We start from the raw sequence: 19,352 nt of genomic DNA on the forward strand, positions 1-19,352 counted from the left end.
TGTAAAGAGAGTTATTTTCTACTTTTAAATTATATTCATAATTTCATTATTCAATAATATCTATGGATTTATATCTTATGGTGACTTTTGAAAATACAATTATACTTATTGTTTTTATTTGTATTTTCTAATAATACCTCATGAGATAAGTATAAAATTAGTATCTATTAAAAGGTAGTGACGTATCACAGAAATATTTCCATAATTAATGGAAAAAATGAGAATTTACATTAATATTTTAAATTGTGTCATTTCAATGTCGTATTTAATTGCTTTCTGTAAAGTGAATAAATATTTGCCTAATTGATTCTCACAGGAATTATTTTTCTGGCATATCCGTTGCTGAATCGCTTATATCTTTTGCCAGAAAAAATCGATGTCTCTGCTATGGCTAGTCTGGTAATTAGCCAGGGGCAATATTCTGGCTATTAGCAATTTAGTGTCACAATCGGTAGTGATAGCAGTTGATACTTTGGAGCTTGGTTAAATTAACAACTGATATATAAAATTATCCTAAATGTATAAATTTAAATTCTGGAGAATATCTATGGATAAAATAAGAACGGTTACTGAGACGTTGGCAATATTACATCAGAATCATCATCTGATTGGTGTAGAACGGCAGCCAAAGCAACTAAAGACCTCGGATTTTGACGGTAAGGTAATATTCTCCAACGATCCAGAAACAGCGACTGTGCCACCGGCATTTTTTACGGTACAAACCATACAAGAGTTGAAGGCGCTCGGCGGTGTACTTGACAGTGAGTACGGTCCTGGCAAAATGAAACCCCATCATCCGTTACCGGAGCCGTTTTCTGCTGAACGACTGGCAAATGTTTCTGGTAATCATATTGATCTGTGCAAAGCTTTTAGGGCCTATATCTATAGTGATTCTGCTTTAGTCAAAGATTATGAAGAAATGCTTAATGCTAAGCGCTTCCCGATGAAGGTTGCGTTATACAGTGGCGAGAAAATGACTATCTCCTCCGATAATCCATTGGTTGTTGAAGATAAAGATGATTATGGTGAGCCGGTTGTCTTGGTGTATGAGCAGATAATCATTGAACCGGGAGGTCAAATTATTTACCGCACTAATGGTCGAATCGAAGCTAACACTATTGTAGGGAATGAAAATACTGGAAAGGAGAATGTTGTCAATAGAGGCAGTAATGGTGCCGATGGTCTTGATGGTGCTCCAGGAAATCAAGGGGCTAATGGCAGTGATGGTAAAGATGGTAAAGATAGTAAAAATGGCTGCTTAATTAGCGCCACATCAGGTACTGATGGAGCCAGCGGTTCTGTCGGAGGATTAGGGGGGGATGGTGCAGCGGCTGGAAATGCGAATGACCTGACTATTACTACTAGTCAATCTCTTACTGGAACAGTAAATGCGGCAACGATAGGTGGTAACGGTGGTAACGGTGGAAGAGGCGGTCTTGGGGGGCGTGGGGGTAATGGGGGTAATGGAGGTAATTGGGGCAATGGAACAATCAAGTGGTGTCCTGCTGGGGAGGCAGGAAATGGAGGAGATGGAGGGAATGGAGGGAATGGAGGCAGGGGGGGTAAAGGTGGGGACAGTGGTAACATATATATTAATTACTCTGACGGTAATCCAGTACTTCAGGTTGTGTCAATTAATGGTCTTGGTGGGGAAGGTGGGAAGGGCGGTTGGGGAGGAATAGGGGGTGAACCTGGAAATAGTACCAGAGTACTCGGTATACATGGTTTTCAGGGAGCCTATGGTAAAGATGGTCTTAACGGAGAATTTGGAGATGACGGTAACACCGGTAAGATATATGTCAACGGTCATGAACGGGAATCTGCTCGGAAACTTAATCGCTAGTGGTACCGCAATCAGACGGGTTTGAACGACGGCCTTGCTGGTTGGCTTCGTTTTTTGCCACTCAGGTTTTACAAGTGTGCTGAGTATGAAGCCGATTTTGCATTGGTTCCTGGGTAAATTAATGGCGATTGTTATCGGCATGGCAATAGTGTCTGTTGCTCAATGTGATTTTTGAAGAATATAATCATGATTATTATCTTTTATTTGTATTTCCTAATAATACCTAATGAGACAAATATAAAATTGAAGCATTTAGTCAGCACGTATTAAAAGGTCGTGATGTATCACAGAAATATTCTCTTTAATTAATGAAAAAATTGGGAAATTACATTAATATTTTAAATTGTGTCATTTAAATATCGCATTCAATCGCTTTCTGTAACGTGGATAAATACTTGCCTAATTGATTCTTATAGAAATTATTTTTCTGGCATACCCGTTGTTGAAATGCGTATATACCCTATGGATTTCAAGATGCATCGCGGCGGCAAGGGAGCGAATCCCCGGGAGCATAGATAACTATGTGACTGGGGTGAGTGAGTGCAGCCAACAAAGAGGTAACTTGAAAGATGACGGGTATAGATAACGATGTGACCGGGGTGAGTGCAGCCAACAAAGAGGCAATTTGAAAGATGACGGGTATAAATGTATAAATTTAAACTCTGGAGAAAATATCTATGGATAAAATAAGAACGGTTGCTGAAACTTTGGCAATATTACATCAGAATCATCATCTGATCGGTGTAGAACGGCAGCCAAAGCAACTTAAGACCTCGGATTTTGACGGCAAGGTCATATTTTCTAACGATCCGAAGACAGCGACTGTGCCACCTGCGTTTTTTACGGTACAAACCATACAAGAGTTGAAGGCACTCGGCGGTGTACCTGACAGTGAGTATGGCCCTGGCAAAATGGAGCCTCATCATCCGTTACCTGAACCATTTTCTGCTGAACGACTGGCAAATGTCACGGGTTATCATATTGATTTGTGTAAAGCTTTTAGGGCCTATATGTATAGTAATTCTGCTTTAGTCAAAGATTATGAGGAAATGCTTAATGCTAAGCGTTTCCCGATAAAGGTTGCGTTATACGTTGGCGAAAGAATCACTGTTACCGCAGATGCACCATTGCTTGTTGAAGATAAAGATGATTATGGCGAACCCGTTGTCTTGGTATATGACCAGATAATCATTGAACCGGGAGGTCAAATTATTTACCGCACTAATGGTAAGATCGAAGCTAATACTGTTGTAGGGAACAGCAATAATGATAAAAAGCAGAGCATTATCAGTAAAGGCACTGATGGAGACGATGGTTTTGAGGGTGAGCAGGGAAGTAATGGGGTTAATGGCAGCAATGGTAATATTGGTTCAGAGAATAAACATGGTTGCTCTGTTAAATCCACACCAGGTACTGATGCAACTGGCGGTTCTTCGGGAGCACAAGGGATGGATGGCAAAAGAGGTGGCAGTGCAAATGACGTAATTATTAATGTTGACATTTTTACTGGAGTAGTCAATGCGGCATCGATAGGTGGTAAGGGTGGAAAGGGTGGATATGGCGGTAATGGCGGGAATGGCGGGAATGGTGGAAATGGAGGAGCTGCAACAAACAAATGTAGTGCGGGATATGGAGGAAGGGGAGGGGATGGCGGTAATGGAGGGGATGGCGGTAATGGGGGTAACGGTGGGGACAGTGGTAACATATATATTAATTTCACTCAGGGTCAGCCAGTAATTAATGCTCTGTCATATAGAGGTGATGGCGGTAATGGAGGGGGCGGTGGTAAGGGAGGAATAGGCGGAGCAGGTGGGGTAGGTGGTGTTAATAGTAGAGGATTAAATACTAATGGTCATCCCGGAGTATCTGGTGAAGCGGGTAATGATGGGATATCCGGCAACGCTGGGACTTCTGGCAAGATATATGTTAACGGTAATGCACGGCAGCATAGTGATAATCAGACTTTAGACTGGCTTGAAGACTATAAATAAGCTGAAGTATAGCAACTGACCGCCTTTCCTGAAAAATTCACTTATTAGTTGAATCCAGCCTGCATAATTGGCGGTCTTATTTTTCTGTGCCAGCAATATTTAATTGTATACCCGTAATCATTGAAGATGCTTGATTTTATCCGAAATGGAGATCATTATTCTCGCCATGAAAATATTTATTACATCAGAACAAAAAATCAAACTTGAACGTCTTCACGACACAACTCGTGATGGTCAAGAATGTAGCGTATTTAAAGGTTGAGTTTATTCGTGGAAAAATCCTCTTCTTGTAAAGAGAATTATTTTCTACTTTTGATTTAAATTATATTAATAATTTTATTATTCAATAATATCTATGGGTATATATCTTATGGTAATTTTTGAAAATACAATTATACTTATTGTTTTTATTTGTATTTTATAATAATACCTCATGAGATAAGTATAAAATTGAAATTAGTATCTATTAAAAGGTAGTGACGTATCACAGAAATATTTTCCATAATTAATGAAAAAAATGAGAATTTACATTAATATTTTAAATTGTGTAATTTCAATGTCGTATTTAATTGCTTTCTGTAAAGTGAATAAATATTTACCTAATTAATTCTCGTTGGAATTATCTTTCTGGCCTACCTGTTGTTGAAGTAGCTGTATATTTTGCCAGAAAAAATCGGTGCTTTCGTTATGGCTAATTTGGTGATTAGCCAGAGGCAAAATTTTGACTATTAGCAATTTATACCCTATGGATTTCAAGATGGATCGCGACGGCAAGGGAGTGAATCCCCGGGAGCATAGATAACGATGTGACCGGGGTGAGCGAGTGCAGCCAACAAAGAGGCAACTTGAATGATGACGGGTATAGTGACATAACCGGTAGGGATAGCAATAGAGATTTTGGAACTTGGTTAGATGGATAATTGATATATAAAGTTATTCTAAATGCATAAATTTAAATTTGGGAGAATTCTTATGAATAAAATAAGAACGGTTGCTGAGACGTTGGCAATATTACATCAGAATCATCATCCATTTGGTCTGGAACGACAGCCAAAACAACTTAAGACTTCGGACTTTGACGGGCCGGTAATATTTTCTAACGATCTGAAAACCGCTACTGTGCCGCCGGCATTTTTTACAGTACAAACTATACAAGAGTTGAAAGCGCTCGGAGGTATACCTGACAGTCAGTATGGCCCTGGAAAAATGGAACCCCATCATCCGTTGCCTGAACCATTTTCTGCTGAACGACTGGCAAATGTCCCGGGTAATCATATTGATTTGTGCAAAGCCTTTAGTGCCTATATCTATGGTGATTCTGCTTTGGTCAAAGATTATGAAGAAATACTTAATGCTAAGCGTTTTCCGATAAAAGTTGCGTTCTACAGTGGAGACGAGATCACTATAAGCGAAGATAATCCGTTGATTATTAGAGATAAAGATAGCTATGGTGAACCGGTTGTCTTGGTGTACAACAAGATAACCATTGAACCAGAAGGCAAAGTTATTTGTTACACCAACGGTAGGATTGAAGCGAATGTTATTCAAGGGAGCTCATATCACTTTACCAGTACAGGGGAAGATGGAAAACATGGTGTTACTGGTACAGATGGAAACAATGGAGCTGATGGCGCTAAGGGTAATCCTGGTCTTCAGAATAAACATAGCTGTGTAGTTAACCCTTCATCAGGATCTAATGGAACTAAAGGTTCTTCGGGAGCGCATGGATCGGATGGCGAACCCGGTAAAACGGGGGAGAAACTCACTATCGCGTGCCCTTACGTGAGTGGAACAGTAACTTTGTGGTCGGCGGGGGGTAATGGTGGTCATGGTGGTGATGGCGGTCATGGTGGCTCTGGTGGTAAGGGGGGAGACGGGGGTTATGGTAGTTATGTTAATTCTATGGACTATAATCATCGTCATATTACTACTGGATCATTATGTCAGCAGTCTGGGCGTGCAGGGAACGGAGGCAATGGAGGCGATGGAGGACATGGGGGTAATGGAGGTCGTAGCGGAGATGGAGGGAACATCTATTTTAGCTATTCCGAAGGCAATCCACACATTAAGTGTTTGGCATCACTAGGTTTTGCGGGAGTTGGCGGTATGCCCGGAAAGAGAGGGAAAGGCGGTGATGGTGGTTCCTCATGGGTTAATATTGGGAATGGAGGTAATGCGTTGAGTCTTACCGGAGAGTTTGGTCGGGCGGGTATTGATGGAGGGCCAGGAGAGCCAGGAGAGCAAACAGGAAATGTGGGCCAGATATATGTTAACGGCAAGTTGCAAGATTGCCATTAAAAAAAGTTTATTTTTGTTTCCTAAACACAAATTATTTGGCAATGAGTGAGTTCGGGGTTTCGCCTGTATTGCATTAGCTTATTGGATAGTGAGATTGACTACTATAATAGTGCAACGATTTGGTTTAGACCTTGTAAAAAAATATTCTTCTAGTAAAGAAAAATTATTTTTTTACGCTTAAATGTATATTATGTTCATGATTTTATTATTCAATATTATCTATAGGTTTCTATCTTGTGGTAATTTTTGAAAAATACAATCCTATTTATTTTTTTATTTGTATTTTATAATAATACCTCATGAGATAAATGTAAAATTGAAATTTTTAATAAGTACCTATTGAAAGATCGTGATGTATCACAGAAAAACTCTCCATAATTAATGGAAAAAGTGAGAATTTACATTAGTATTTTAAATTGCGTAATTTAAATGTTGCATCTAATTTTTTTCTGTAAAGTGAATAAATACTTACATAATTAATTCTCATCGGAATTATTTTTCTGGCATGCCTATTGTTGAAGAACCTATATTTTCTTGCCAGAAAAAGTCGATGTTTTTGCTATGGCTAATCTGGTGATTAGCCAGGGGTAAAATTCAATTTGGTGACATACCAGTAGGGATAGCAATAGAGATTCTGGAACTTGGTCAGATGGATAATTGATATATGAAGTTATTCTAAATGTATAAATTTAAACTCAGGAGAATTTTCATGGATAAAATAAGAACAGTTGCTGAAACTTTGGCAATATTACATCAGAATCATCATCCGTTTGGTCTGGAACGACAGCCAAAGCAACTTAAGACCTCGGATTTTGACGGGCCGGTAATATTTTCTAATGATCTGAAAACGTCTACTGTGCCACCTGCATTTTTTACGGTACAAACCATACAAGAGATGAAGTTACTCGGAGGTGTTCCTGATAGTCGGTATGGCCCTGGAAAAATGGAATCATATCATCCATTACCTGAACCATTTTCTGCTGAACGACTGGCAAATGTCCCAGGTAATCATATTGATTTGTGCAAAGCCTTTCGTGCCTATATCTATGGTGATTCTGCTTTGGTCAAAGATTATGAAGAAATGCTTAATGCTAAGCGTTTTCCGATGAAAGTTGCGGTATTCAGTGGCGAAAATATCACTGTTACTAACAGTAATCCATTGATTATTAAAGATAAAGAACACGCTGGTGAACCGGTTGTCTTGGTGTACAACCAGATAACCATTGAACCGGAAGGCAAAATTATTTGCTACACCAACGGTAGGATTGAAGCGAATATCATTCAAGGGGTTGGAAGCGGTCCACAGCACTTTATCAGTAAAGGGCTTGATGGAGAAATTGGTGCTCCTGGTGCAACTGGAAATAGCGGAACTGATGGCGTTGATGGTTCACCTGGTCGTCAGAATAAACATACCTGTCTAATTTCCCCTACATCAGGTACTGATGGAATTAAAGGTTCTTCGGGAGCGCAGGGATCGGGTGGCGCACCAGGTGGAGAGGGGCCGAGACTAACTGTCGTATGTGATAATGTGGATGGGCAGATAGAGTTGTGGTCGGCGGGTAGTGATGGTGGCATGGGGGGGAATGGTGGTCGTGGCGGTAATGGTGGTAATGGAGGTAATGGGGGGTATGGTAGTTTTTATGGTAATGTTGCTGATTATAGTCATTATGTTACTGTTGGCACACCGTGTCAGCCTGCGATTGGCGGGTGCGGAGGAGATGGCGGGGATGGAGGGGATGGGGGTAATGGAGGTTGTAGTGGAGATGGGGGTGACATAGATTTTAGCTATTCTACTGGTAACCCATCCATTATTAGTCAGTCAGCACCAGGCATGGGAGCACCTGGCGGTAAGGGAGGATATGCAGGGAAAGGCGGTGATGGTGGTCTCGGTAATGTCAGACAGGGTAAGGGTGGAGACGTAAGTCAAGATGTAGCTTGTTCCGGAAAGGCGGGTAAAAAGGGTAAGAATGGATTGTTAGGTGGGGAAGGAAAGGATGGGCGGGTATATGTCAACGGCAAATTGAGAGAGATGAGCCAAAATATATTGCCGTTTTCTGAGAAAGAACTGTTTGGAAACAAGTAGATTAGGGATAGTGAGATTATCGAGGTGAAATCTAAGGTTTTCATCAAAACAACTGTAGTCTGTAGTTAACTCAGTGCACCGTATGGTTAATCTGTGCACTGAACTTATAGTGTAAAATTTTCGAGAAGAGTTATTTCAACCAACCTTTCTTCTGTGCGGTTTCCAATTGCGGCAGCAGATATTGCCATAATTCAGGATAGACATCGGCAATGAATTTATTGCGGTTAATTACTTGCTCGAAACGAATACCATCTTCTACCCAACTCTGCCCTTTATTGTACAGATTCATTAGCATCGGCATTAGTCTATCCAGTGTAAGAGCAAAGCGGGCGTCTTGGCTTTCTTCTGCTTCATACTCTTGCCAAAGTGACATAAAATGATTTTTCTGTGGTTCAGGGAGTAAACCAAAAAGACGGTCAGCGGCTTTGATTTCCTGTTCATGAATGGCTTCACGGGCTGCCAAATCGTAAACCATTACATCACCCGCATCAATTTCTACAATATCGTGAATTAATGCCATTTGAATAACCCGCTGGATATCTACCCCTTTTACATAGGGAGCAAAACTCATTGCGGCGATAGCAAAATGCCAACTATGTTCGGCTGAATTTTCCTGGCGATGGTTATCCAATAACTTAGTTCTCCGCTGAACTTTTTTCAGCTTATCCAACTCCATCAAAAAACTGATGACATTCGTAAAAGGGCCAAAATCAACGGTAGGTACTGCTAACGACATATAAACCTCATTAATTATTTTTCTTCATCGAGAGAATAAGGCAGAGGCTGAATGGTGAGTGAATGCCCTTCATCGTCACGGACACGGAATACACTATGACTTTCCATATCATTATTCATGACGACTTGTACCCAGACACTATTCTCATTCAGCTTAACGGCAGCCAAAACGGTGCCCGTTCTCCGCCACTTATCTCCTAATTGCCATTCCAAATCATCTCCAGCCATAGGAGTTTTGGCGGCATTGCCAGCCAGCCAGTACATGGCACGTTTATTTGCTCCGCGGTATTTAGCACGGGCTACCATTTCCTGACCGGTATAACACCCTTTTTTAAAGCATATCCCTCCTGTCAATGCCTGAAGGTTAGTTGCTTGGGGAATAAATTGTGCGCTATTTGCGGCATCAATGACTGGGAAGCCTGCTTCAATATCCAGAGCTAACCACTGTTCGCTGTTATTAAGTTGAGCTTGAAGTTTTTCTGTTAACTGCTCAGCGGTTGCGGTGTTTGTTACCAAGAGGAAACGTTCAGACGGCAAGGTAAAGTGGAGCAAAGTTGTAGTTTCATGTGCAACGACAGCGTTATCAGCATCCGGCAGAGTTGGGAAGAAGCTGCTTAATGCTTCCCGGCAGTTTTTACCTGCAACACCGAGCAGTACCGCGTTTTCATCCTGAACTAGTGTAATTTTAGAGAATGCGGCATATTTTTTCAGTTCTGTAAGCTGATTTTCCAGCACACTACGACGCGCAATATAAGCAAGGCTTTCACCACGATGGAAGAGGCGCAGATTACTCCACATTTTGCCTTTTGCGTCACAATGCGCACTAAGCACATGCTGATTCGTTGCAAGTGCGGAAATATCTGCTGTAACCTGACCTTGTAGATATTTTTCTGTATCTGGTCCAGTTGCGGTTACCAGTCCCCAGTCATCCAGTGATATTAACGTCAGGGGAAGGGTTGATGAAGACAATGGAGATTGTGAAGAGAACGGAGTTTTATAAGCCATGACACATCCTGCCAGTCAGATATTTGAGCCAATGATGCATAATGGTAAAAGAGCTGAAGCATAATGCAAGTAGTTATTATTGCTATTAGCTGGCATGATGCATCAGTTTGCCGGGCGACTTATATGGCTAATGGTGTTAAAACAAACAATGAGAATTAAAAAGGGGATCTTTTGAACATGGATATTGATAATAAAGCACGTATTCATTGGGCATGCCGGCGTGGAATGCGTGAACTGGATATTTCAATTATGCCGTTTTTTAAGTATGAATATGACTCACTCAGCGATGATGATAAACGACTTTTTATTCACTTACTTGAATGTGCTGATCCTGATCTGTTCAACTGGCTAATGAATCATGGGCGTCCAGAAGATGAAGAGTTATTTCGTATGATTAAACTTATTCAGAATAGAAATAAAGATCGTGGTCCTGTGGAAATGTGATCTCAGGGTATCTTGGCATACCCAGCTAATTTCTACCTGTGTTCATGGTGCAATAGCGCTTATCGTACTACTTGCTCCGTGGCCTGCGGATGATGCTATTTTCTGGATTTTCTGGCTTCCTTTAGTACTGTTGATTATTGCCAGTTGGGGGCGTAGCCAGAAAAATATCCGTAAATCACAAGGGCTTTTAGTTCTGCTCAGTGATAATAAGTTGCAATGGAAGAAGCATGAGTGGCAAATTATCCGACGACCGTGGCTGTGTCGTTATGGCATATTAATTACGGCTCAATCTTTTTATAACCAGAAAAAAATCCGTTTATGGGTCGCATCCGATGGTATGTCACAGGATGAATGGAGGCATATTAATCAACTATTGTTGCAATATCCTGATATCTGATTGAGCTGAAATTTTTCTGACTTAAAGCAGAGGCTCCATTTCTTGCAGGATTTGCATACACCATTGCGATAAACGATCATCAGTTTGTTCATACTGGTTTACGTCATCTAATGCCAGCCCGACAAATTGTGAGCCATTATCCGTTAATGGTTTCGGGCTGGTAAATTCATAACCTTCGGTCGGCCAGAAGCCAATGAAATGCACGCCTGAAGGGCGTAAATGGTGATATAGCATACCGAGAGCGTCAAGAAACCAATCGCTATAATCAATTTGATCCCCCATACCATACATGGCGACAATTTTCCCCTGTAAATCGAGGGAAGGAATTTGATCCCAAATAACCAGCCAATCTTCCTGCAATTCGCCAAAATCCCATGTTGGGATGCCGAGAATCAGTACAGAGTACTCTTCCATTAATTCAGGTGCTGTCTCTTTGATATTGTGGAGATCAACCAAATCTTCACCGAGGATATCGCGGATTTTCTCTGCTACCATCTCGGTGTAGCAGGTGCTGGAGCCGTAAAAAAGACCAATCTTCATCATTAATCATTATGGTTTTTGAATATCTGGGTTGGCATTGTAACAGAATAATGGCTTTTTCAGGCATATACCCGTCATCTTTCAAGTTGCCTCTTTGTTGGCTGCACTCGCTCACCCCGGTCACATCGTTATCTATGCTCCCGGGGATTCGCTCCCTTGCCGTCGCGATGCATCTTGAAATCCATAGGGTATAATAGCCAGCAGAGATGTACAGATTTAAGGAAAGTATTTCGTGTCAAAACAACCAACTCAGTTGACTAATCCACTGATAGAACAATTTCTTGATGCTATCTGGTTAGAACATGATCTTGCGGAAAATACGCTTGCTTCTTATCGGTTGGATTTGCAGGCATTGGATAACTGGTTGATACATCATGGTCATAATTTATTATCTGTCCAGACGATAGATTTGCACTCTTTTCTGGCAGAACGCGTGGATGGAGGATATAAAGCCAGTAGTTCGGCGCGTTTACTCAGTGCCATGCGCCAATTGTTTCTCTATTTTTATCGGGAAAAAATGCGGGAAGATGATCCGACAGCACTTTTGTCTGCACCGAAATTACCAAAGCGATTGCCTAAAGATTTAAGTGAAAAGCAGGTAGAAGATCTACTTAATGCGCCCTGTACAGATCAGCCGGTAGAGTTAAGGGATAAAGCCATGCTTGAAGTGCTTTATGCCTGTGGTTTGCGGGTATCTGAGCTAGTAGGGTTGACACTTTCCGATGTCAGTTTGCGTCAAGGCGTGGTGAGAGTGATTGGTAAAGGGAATAAAGAACGATTAGTGCCTTTAGGGGAAGAAGCAATTTATTGGCTAGAGAATTATCTGGAATATGGGAGAGTTGGGCTGCTAAATGGTGCAACGTTGGATGTCCTTTTTCCGAGCAACCGAGGGCGACAAATGACCCGACAGACATTCTGGTATCGTATTAAACATTATGCGTTGCTGGCTGGAATCGATACTGGACGGTTATCTCCTCATGTTTTACGTCATGCATTTGCCACGCATTTGCTAAATCATGGCGCTGATTTGCGAGTTGTGCAGATGTTATTGGGGCATAGTGATCTATCTACAACACAAATATATACTCATGTAGCAACAGAACGGCTCAAATTGCTACATCAACAACATCATCCGCGAGGGTGAGCACGGATTTAAAGGAACCGAAAATGAAAAAAAGCGTGTTATGTTTCCCTCTTTTGCTGGCCTGGTTTAATGGAAATGCGCTTGCTGATGATGGTGCTGTCCATACAACAATGCAGAAACTAGGGATAAAAGCAGAGAACATCCAGCCATCACCTATTGTTGGTTTAAATACGGTAGTGACCGAGCAAGGGATCATTTATCTATCTGATGACGGGAAATATTTATTGCAAGGGCCAATTTATGATGTCAGTGGTAGCTCTCCTGTGAATGTCAGTAATCAATTGTTGATGAAAAAGCTGGAAGCAATGACAGATCAAATGATCATCTACAAAGCGCCAAAAGAGAAGCATGTCGTTACCGTTTTCACGGATATTACCTGTGGTTATTGCCATAAATTGCATGAAAACATGCAAGAGTACAATAAACTGGGTATTACTGTGCGCTATCTGGCGTTTCCTCGTCAGGGTATGCAGCACCAATCTGCTAAAGATATGCAATCTATCTGGTGCAGCGCAACACCGCAGAAATCATTAGATGCTGCGTTTAAAAATGAAGATGTTTTGCCAATTAAGAGCTGTAAAGTGGATATTGCTAACCATTACAAATTGGGTCTCCAGTTTGGCGTCCAAGGAACGCCGGCGATTGTCCTTAAGGATGGCAGTCTGTTAGGTGGATATATGCCACCAGAGGCTTTGGCAGCGGCACTGGCGCAACGTGGTAAATAAGTTTAGTGAATATTGAAACACAACTCCGCCGCCGCCCGGTGGTGGATGACAGTCACCTTCCACAACAGATTCATCCACTACTGCGTCGCTTATATGCCATTCGTGGTATCCAGCAAGCTAATGAATTGGAACGTGGTGTCCAAGGGTTATTGAATTATCAGCATCTGAGTGGTGTGGAACAGGCGGTGGCACTCTTGTTGACTGCACTTCATGAACACTGGCGTATCGTTATTGTCGGTGATTTTGATGCTGATGGGGCAACTAGCACGGCATTGGCGATCCGATCATTACGCTCGATGGGATATCGCCATCTGGATTATTTGGTACCAAATCGTTTTGACGATGGTTATGGTTTAAGCTCACAGGTGGTAGAAGAGGTCGTCAAAAAAGGCGCTGACCTGATTATTACCGTGGATAATGGTATCTCTTCCCATGAAGGGGTTGCGGCTGCCCATCAGCACCGTATGAAAGTGATTGTCACGGATCATCACTTGCCGGGTGACGTTTTGCCGGCGGCTGATGCCATTATTAATCCTAATCTTGCCGATTGTTCGTTCCCGTCTAAATCATTGGCCGGAGTGGGTGTCACATTTTATCTGATGTCTGCCTTAAGGGCGGCGCTGAGGAAAGATCAGTGGTTTGAAAAGCAAGGAATTGCGCTGCCGAATCTGGCCGAGATGTTGGATTTGGTTGCGCTAGGAACTGTTGCCGATGTTGTACCTTTAGATACTAATAACCGGATTCTGATTTATCAGGGCTTGAACCGGATTCGTGCAGGACGTTGTTGTGTGGGGATTCGTGCATTATTGGAAATTTCCAGCCGTGATGCTTATAAGCTGACAGCCAGCGATTTGGGTTTTTTCCTGGGGCCAAGACTGAATGCCGCTGGTCGCCTTGATGATATGTCCATTGGCGTCACTTTATTGCTAACTGACGACATAACAAAGGCGCGTCAGATAGCTTGTGAACTGGACGGTCTTAACCAGACTCGGCGTGAAATAGAGCAGGGAATGCAGCAGGAAGCACTGCAAATCTGTGACAAACTTGAACGTACCAGCACTGAACTGCCTTATGGGCTAGCGCTCTATCATCCAGAATGGCATCAAGGGGTAGTTGGAATTTTGGCTTCCCGGATTAAAGAGCGTTTTCATCGGCCTGTTATCGCTTTTGCACCGGCCGGTGACGGTATTTTGAAAGGTTCTGGTCGTTCAGTGCAGGGATTGCATATGCGTGATGCGCTTGAGCGGCTTGATACTTTGCATCCGGGGTTGATACTTAAATTTGGTGGTCATGCAATGGCGGCCGGTTTGTCACTTGAACAGGATAAATTCGAACAATTTCAGTATCACTTTTCTACGCTAATGGCGGATTGGTTAGATATTTCGCAACTTGAAGGTGTTATCTGGAGTGATGGGGAATTAGCAATTAATGAACTGTCATTGGACATTGCAGAAATGTTGCGTGATGGCGGTCCTTGGGGGCAGGCATTCCCGGAGCCTATTTTTGACGGTAAATTCAAACTACTGCAACAGCGCATTGTTGGAGAGCGTCATTTAAAAGTGATAGTGGAGCCATTAAACGGTGGGCCGATGCTGGATGGTATTGCGTTCAATATCGATCCTACCCGCTGGCCGGATAACAGTGTCCGCGAAGTAGAACTTGCCTATAAACTAGATGTTAATGAATTTCGTGGCAACCGTAATGTACAGCTTTTGATCCAACATCTCTGGCCTTATTAACCGTTTGATCAGCAGGTAGTCAGTCATTGTCACGTACTCTCGTATGAATACGTGACAAATCTGTTGAAGTGCTATAAACCCTGTGCCAAATCCGCTACAATACGCGGTTCGAAAATTATCCATTTATCTCCGACTACACAACGTAAGACACTAAAATATGTTTGAAATTAATCCGGTAAAAAACCACATTCAGGACTTGTCTGAACGGACAATGGTTCTGAGGGGGTATCTTTGACTACGATGTCAAAAAAGAGCGTTTAGAAGAAGTTAATGCTGAATTGGAACAGCCTGATGTTTGGAATGAACCGGAGCGGGCACAGGCTTTGGGTAAAGAGCGTTCCTCATTAGAAGAGATTGTCGAAACTATCGATCAGCTTGAGCAGGGTCTGGAAGATGTACAAGGTTTACTGGAACTGGCAATAGAAGCAGACGATGAAGAGACTTTTAATGAAGCCGTGGTAGAGCTGGAACAGCTCGAAGAAAAGCTAGGTCAGTTAGAATTTCGCCGCATGTTTTCTGGTGAGTACGACAGTGCTGACTGTTATCTTGACTTACAGGCAGGCTCTGGTGGTACTGAGGCTCAGGATTGGGCAAGTATGCTGATGCGTATGTATTTGCGTTGGGCTGAATCCAAAGGTTTTAAAACGGAAATCATTGAAGAATCAGACGGTGAAGTTGCTGGCCTGAAATCAGCGACGATTAAGATCATGGGCGATTATGCTTATGGTTGGTTGCGTACTGAAACGGGGGTTCACCGTTTGGTACGTAAAAGCCCATTTGATTCTGGCGGTCGTCGCCATACTTCATTCAGTTCTGCTTTCATCTATCCTGAAGTGGATGATGATATTGATATTGAAATTAATCCAGCAGACTTACGTATCGATGTTTACCGCGCATCCGGTGCGGGTGGTCAGCACGTTAACAAAACAGAATCTGCGGTGCGTATTACCCATATTCCAACCAACATTGTGACGCAGTGTCAAAATGATCGTTCTCAGCATAAAAATAAAGACCAGGCGATGAAACAGCTAAAAGCGAAGCTGTATGAACTGGAGATGCAGAAACAGAACGCTAATAAACAGGAAATGGAAGAGAATAAATCCGATATTGGTTGGGGTAGTCAAATTCGCTCTTATGTTCTGGATGATTCACGCATCAAAGACTTGCGCACCGGCGTTGAAACGCGCAATACACAAGCGGTGCTGGATGGTGATCTGGACAAATTCATTGAAGCAAGCCTTAAAGCTGGCTTATGAGGAACTAAAATGTCACAACAACAACAGGGTGCGGAACAGGCTCCCGATTTAAATAATGAACTGCAAACTCGCCGCGAAAAACTCGTAGCTTTACGGGAGAATGGAATTGCATTCCCGAATGATTTCCATCGTGAAAATATTTCAGAAGATCTACACGCGAAATACGACGACAAAACTCAGGAAGAGTTGGAAGCACTGAATATTGAAGTGACGGTTGGCGGTCGTATGATGACGCGCCGCATCATGGGTAAGGCTTCTTTCGTCACGCTACAGGATATGGGCGGTCGTATTCAGTTATATGTTGCCCGTGACGATCTGCCGCAAAGTATTTATAACGAACAGTTTAAAAAATGGGATCTGGGAGACATTCTGGGGGCTCGTGGCAAACTGTTTAAAACCAAAACCGGTGAACTTTCCATTCACTGTACTGAATTGCGTCTGCTGACAAAAGCGCTGCGTCCATTGCCGGATAAATTCCACGGCTTGGCTGATCAGGAGACTCGCTATCGCCAGCGTTATCTGGATCTAATCGCGAATGAAGAATCGCGCAAAACTTTCCAAATTCGCTCTCAAGTCTTATTGGCTCTGCGTAGTTTTATGGTCAGTAAAGGCTTTATGGAAGTGGAAACACCAATGATGCAGGTTATTCCTGGTGGTGCCTCGGCACGTCCATTTATTACTCACCACAATGCGCTGGATATTGATATGTATCTGCGTATTGCGCCGGAACTTTACCTGAAACGTCTGGTTGTTGGTGGTTTTGAGCGTGTGTTTGAAATTAACCGCAACTTCCGTAACGAAGGTGTATCTCCGCGCCATAACCCTGAGTTCACCATGATGGAACTCTACATGGCGTATGCGGATTACAAAGATCTGATCGTTCTGATAGAAGAGCTGTTCCGTACCCTGACGCAGAATATTTTGGGGAATACCCTGGTTAAATATGGCGAGCAGGAATTTGATTTCGGTAAACCATTTGCCCAAATGACCATGAAAGAGGCCATTTGTAAATATCGTCCTGAAACCAACATAGCTGATTTGGATGATATGGATAAAGCGGTGGCTATCGCTGAATCTCTTGGTATTGAAGTGGAAAAAGGTTGGGGCCTTGGCCGTGTTCAGTGTGAAATCTTTGAAGAAACGGCGGAAAGCCACCTGATTCAACCCACTTTTATCACTGAATATCCGGCAGAAGTTTCTCCGCTAGCGCGTCGTAATGATGCAAATCCGTTTATCACTGATCGTTTTGAATTCTTTATTGGTGGACGTGAGATTGGTAATGGCTTCTCGGAATTGAATGATGCCGAAGATCAGGCTGAACGTTTTGCTGAACAGGTTCGCCAGAAAGACGAAGGTGATGACGAAGCCATGTTCTACGATGAAGATTATATAACGGCTTTGGAACACGGTATGCCACCAACCGCCGGTTTGGGTATTGGTATTGACCGTATGATTATGTTGTTGACAGATAGTCATACTATCCGTGACGTCATTCTGTTCCCGGCAATGCGCCCGCAGAAATAACAGTTTGAATTAAATTTCAAATTTTAACTCCTCTGTGGCATGGCCGGCAGGGGAGTTTTTATTTTCAACTGACTGAAATATAGACAATTTAAACAGATAATGACTTGCTGATACCAACGAAACCGCTATAATAATTTATGTTATCCCTAAGCGAGCGTAGTTCAATGGCAGAACGAGAGCTTCCCAAGCTCTATACGAGGGTTCGATTCCCTTCGCTCGCTCCAGTCTTTCTAAAAAATGCTGTCGCATTGAAAATATACCTTTTGATATGATGTAAATTAAATCAAAAGAATTTACGAATGATAATTGATATACCCAATGGATTTCAAGATGGATCGCGACGGCAAGGGAGTGAATCCCCGGGAGCATAGATAACTATGTGACCGGGGTGAGTGAGTGCAGCCAACAAAGAGGCAACTTGAAAGATGACGGGTATATACCCTATGGATTTCAAGATGCATCGCGACGGCAAGGGAACGAATCCCCGGGAGCATAGATAACTATGTGACCGGGGTGAGTGAGTGCAGCCAACAAAGAGGCAGCTTGAAGGATAACGGGTATATAAGTTAATAACTAACTCATTGTCTAATATGAAAAGAATCCCGTTATTAAATCAACCCCGAATCAGCTAGGCGTGATGTATTTTTGAATGCGGATACATCACCATAGAAAGCATTCTATACCCTATGGATTTCAAGATGCATCGCGACGGCAAGGGAGCGAATCCCCGGGAGCATAGATAACTATGTGACCGGGGTGAGTGAGTGCAGCCAACAAAGAGGCAACTTGAAAGATGACGGGTATATGGTAAATGAATAATTAATAGAGACTATTTACCATGAAAGAAAAACATTGGTCAAAAATTCAATTCCTACATGAAGCTGTAACTAATCAGAGTATTGTCATCAAAGGAACCCATAGCTATTATAGCGATTGCTGGAGTGGCGGTTTTGAAGAATCTGTCGTTCGCTATTTGTATGGTGATAAGATCAGTCTTCAATGGGAATCTAAGTGGCCAATTGATAAATTGTATATTGGCGATTATGTTTGCATAGGTGCTGAAACCATCATTCTTATGGGTGGAAATAATACGCACAGAGCGGATTGGTTCTGTTTATATCCATTCATGGAATATATCGAAGAGGCATATGTAGGCAAAGGTGACACGCATATTCATGATGGCGTGTGGCTTGGTATGCGTTCAATGATTATGCCAGGTGTTACTATTGGAGAAGGCGCTATTGTTGCTGCTAATAGCGTTGTCACTAAAGATGTTGAGCCATATAGTATTGTTGCTGGAACGCCTGCGAAATTAGTTAAATATCGCTTTGAGCCGCACATTATCAATGAGTTACTTGTGTTAAAAATATATGATTGGTCAGAAGAGAAATTTAATGCTTTAAAACCCTATCTCTGTTCTTCGGATATTAAGGCATTAAAATCTGCTGTAAGATCATATTAAGAAAAACAGTTAATTAATTCCGTAAAATAATTAATTAGGTTTGATTAGATTAATTAAGTATGTTTTTTAAAAATGTTCTATTGCTGAATTATTTAACCGAAGTCCATTAATTGTTAGCTTAAATACCGTTTCGGCATTCGAGCCGCAAACGGTATTTATTTAATAT

At 42.1% G+C, this 19,352-nt stretch carries 17 protein-coding genes and 1 tRNA gene; 14 read left to right on the plus strand and 4 right to left on the minus strand.

Annotated features, from left to right (window positions below):
- The first annotated feature begins 547 nt into the window (after positions 1–547).
- From ACGF49_RS09275 to ACGF49_RS09295, 5 genes are all read left to right on the plus strand, one after another.
- Positions 548–1,843 carry a hypothetical protein gene (locus tag ACGF49_RS09275; protein WP_262978367.1) on the plus strand — a complete coding sequence of 432 codons (1,296 nt, stop codon included), beginning with the start codon at positions 548–550 and terminating at the stop codon, positions 1,841–1,843.
- A 439-nt stretch (positions 1,844–2,282) separates the two neighbouring features.
- Complete coding sequence (locus ACGF49_RS09280; RefSeq protein WP_158536507.1) at positions 2,283–2,429, plus strand: hypothetical protein; 147 nt, start codon at positions 2,283–2,285, stop codon at positions 2,427–2,429.
- A gap of 91 nt (positions 2,430–2,520) precedes the next feature.
- Positions 2,521–3,834 (plus strand): hypothetical protein, encoded by a 1,314-nt coding sequence (locus tag ACGF49_RS09285; protein WP_113041458.1) that lies wholly within the window; start codon positions 2,521–2,523, stop codon positions 3,832–3,834.
- A 972-nt stretch (positions 3,835–4,806) separates the two neighbouring features.
- Entirely contained in the window at positions 4,807–6,132 is a 1,326-nt protein-coding gene (locus ACGF49_RS09290; RefSeq protein ID WP_113041457.1) for a collagen-like protein, read from the plus strand.
- A 709-nt stretch (positions 6,133–6,841) separates the two neighbouring features.
- Entirely contained in the window at positions 6,842–8,215 is a 1,374-nt protein-coding gene (locus ACGF49_RS09295; RefSeq protein WP_158536506.1) for a hypothetical protein, read from the plus strand.
- Positions 8,216–8,345: 130 nt separating this feature from the next.
- Here the strand turns inward: ACGF49_RS09295 and ACGF49_RS09300 are convergent, their stop codons facing one another.
- The gene (locus tag ACGF49_RS09300; RefSeq protein WP_228902483.1) at positions 8,346–8,951 is read right to left on the minus strand and encodes an HD domain-containing protein; all 606 of its coding nucleotides are present in this window, start codon (positions 8,949–8,951) and stop codon (positions 8,346–8,348) included.
- A gap of 14 nt (positions 8,952–8,965) precedes the next feature.
- Entirely contained in the window at positions 8,966–9,955 is a 990-nt protein-coding gene (gene ygfZ / locus ACGF49_RS09305; RefSeq protein WP_113041453.1) for a tRNA-modifying protein YgfZ, read from the minus strand.
- A gap of 177 nt (positions 9,956–10,132) precedes the next feature.
- On the opposite strand from ygfZ, the gene sdhE reads away from it, so the two are divergent.
- A complete protein-coding gene (sdhE, locus tag ACGF49_RS09310; protein WP_112876720.1) occupies positions 10,133–10,399 on the plus strand; it encodes an FAD assembly factor SdhE in 267 nt (88 codons plus the stop codon).
- Positions 10,380–10,796 (plus strand): protein YgfX, encoded by a 417-nt coding sequence (locus ACGF49_RS09315; protein ID WP_113041452.1) that lies wholly within the window; start codon positions 10,380–10,382, stop codon positions 10,794–10,796. The genes sdhE and ACGF49_RS09315 overlap by 20 nt, the downstream gene beginning before the upstream one ends.
- Before the next feature lie 21 nt (positions 10,797–10,817).
- Here the strand turns inward: ACGF49_RS09315 and fldB are convergent, their stop codons facing one another.
- Both fldB and ACGF49_RS09325 read right to left on the minus strand, forming a co-directional pair.
- Positions 10,818–11,336, minus strand: a complete 519-nt coding sequence (gene fldB / locus ACGF49_RS09320; protein ID WP_113041451.1) for a flavodoxin FldB — start codon at positions 11,334–11,336, stop codon at positions 10,818–10,820.
- Positions 11,257–11,460, minus strand: coding sequence for a hypothetical protein (locus tag ACGF49_RS09325; protein ID WP_146748063.1), 204 nt, complete (start codon positions 11,458–11,460; stop codon positions 11,257–11,259). Before ACGF49_RS09325 ends, fldB begins: the two co-directional genes overlap by 80 nt.
- A gap of 108 nt (positions 11,461–11,568) precedes the next feature.
- On the opposite strand from ACGF49_RS09325, the gene xerD reads away from it, so the two are divergent.
- The 7 genes from xerD (at position 11,569) to ACGF49_RS09360 (ending at position 19,186) form a co-directional block, all read left to right on the plus strand.
- Positions 11,569–12,480: a site-specific tyrosine recombinase XerD gene (gene xerD / locus ACGF49_RS09330; protein WP_011147732.1), complete on the plus strand. Its 912-nt coding sequence runs from the start codon at positions 11,569–11,571 to the stop codon at positions 12,478–12,480.
- 23 nt (positions 12,481–12,503) lie between these two features.
- Positions 12,504–13,205: a bifunctional protein-disulfide isomerase/oxidoreductase DsbC gene (gene dsbC / locus ACGF49_RS09335; RefSeq protein WP_113041450.1), complete on the plus strand. Its 702-nt coding sequence runs from the start codon at positions 12,504–12,506 to the stop codon at positions 13,203–13,205.
- Between the two features lie 5 nt (positions 13,206–13,210).
- Complete coding sequence (recJ, locus tag ACGF49_RS09340; protein WP_113041449.1) at positions 13,211–14,944, plus strand: single-stranded-DNA-specific exonuclease RecJ; 1,734 nt, start codon at positions 13,211–13,213, stop codon at positions 14,942–14,944.
- A gap of 157 nt (positions 14,945–15,101) precedes the next feature.
- Positions 15,102–16,200 (plus strand): peptide chain release factor 2 gene (gene prfB / locus ACGF49_RS09345; RefSeq protein ID WP_112894413.1). Its coding sequence is split into 2 segments (ribosomal slippage): positions 15,102–15,176 and positions 15,178–16,200, totalling 1,098 coding nucleotides; the frame shifts between segments, so codons are not numbered across the junction.
- Positions 16,201–16,209: 9 nt separating this feature from the next.
- Positions 16,210–17,724, plus strand: coding sequence for a lysine--tRNA ligase (gene lysS / locus ACGF49_RS09350; RefSeq protein WP_113041448.1), 1,515 nt, complete (start codon positions 16,210–16,212; stop codon positions 17,722–17,724).
- Positions 17,725–17,874: 150 nt separating this feature from the next.
- A tRNA-Gly gene (locus ACGF49_RS09355) sits at positions 17,875–17,948 on the plus strand.
- A gap of 614 nt (positions 17,949–18,562) precedes the next feature.
- Complete coding sequence (locus ACGF49_RS09360) at positions 18,563–19,186, plus strand: CatB-related O-acetyltransferase (RefSeq protein WP_228899611.1); 624 nt, start codon at positions 18,563–18,565, stop codon at positions 19,184–19,186.
- Positions 19,187–19,352: the final 166 nt, after the last annotated feature.

It is taken from the genome of Photorhabdus sp. RM96S (assembly GCF_042879335.1).
Lineage (GTDB): Bacteria > Pseudomonadota > Gammaproteobacteria > Enterobacterales > Enterobacteriaceae > Photorhabdus > Photorhabdus kayaii.

What these genes read in the sequence shown, in the direction of transcription:
- ACGF49_RS09275 (WP_262978367.1), top strand. Translation starts at nt 548, where the DNA reads ATGGATAAAATAAGAACGGTTACTGAGACGTTGGCAATATTACATCAG.
- ACGF49_RS09285 (WP_113041458.1), top strand. Translation starts at nt 2,521, where the DNA reads ATGGATAAAATAAGAACGGTTGCTGAAACTTTGGCAATATTACATCAG.
- ACGF49_RS09290 (WP_113041457.1), top strand. Translation starts at nt 4,807, where the DNA reads ATGAATAAAATAAGAACGGTTGCTGAGACGTTGGCAATATTACATCAG.
- ACGF49_RS09295 (WP_158536506.1), top strand. Translation starts at nt 6,842, where the DNA reads ATGGATAAAATAAGAACAGTTGCTGAAACTTTGGCAATATTACATCAG.
- ACGF49_RS09300 (WP_228902483.1), bottom strand. Translation starts at nt 8,951, where the DNA reads ATGTCGTTAGCAGTACCTACCGTTGATTTTGGCCCTTTTACGAATGTC.
- ygfZ (WP_113041453.1), bottom strand. Translation starts at nt 9,955, where the DNA reads ATGGCTTATAAAACTCCGTTCTCTTCACAATCTCCATTGTCTTCATCA.
- sdhE (WP_112876720.1), top strand. Translation starts at nt 10,133, where the DNA reads ATGGATATTGATAATAAAGCACGTATTCATTGGGCATGCCGGCGTGGA.
- fldB (WP_113041451.1), bottom strand. Translation starts at nt 11,336, where the DNA reads ATGAAGATTGGTCTTTTTTACGGCTCCAGCACCTGCTACACCGAGATG.
- dsbC (WP_113041450.1), top strand. Translation starts at nt 12,504, where the DNA reads ATGAAAAAAAGCGTGTTATGTTTCCCTCTTTTGCTGGCCTGGTTTAAT.
- lysS (WP_113041448.1), top strand. Translation starts at nt 16,210, where the DNA reads ATGTCACAACAACAACAGGGTGCGGAACAGGCTCCCGATTTAAATAAT.
- ACGF49_RS09360 (WP_228899611.1), top strand. Translation starts at nt 18,563, where the DNA reads ATGAAAGAAAAACATTGGTCAAAAATTCAATTCCTACATGAAGCTGTA.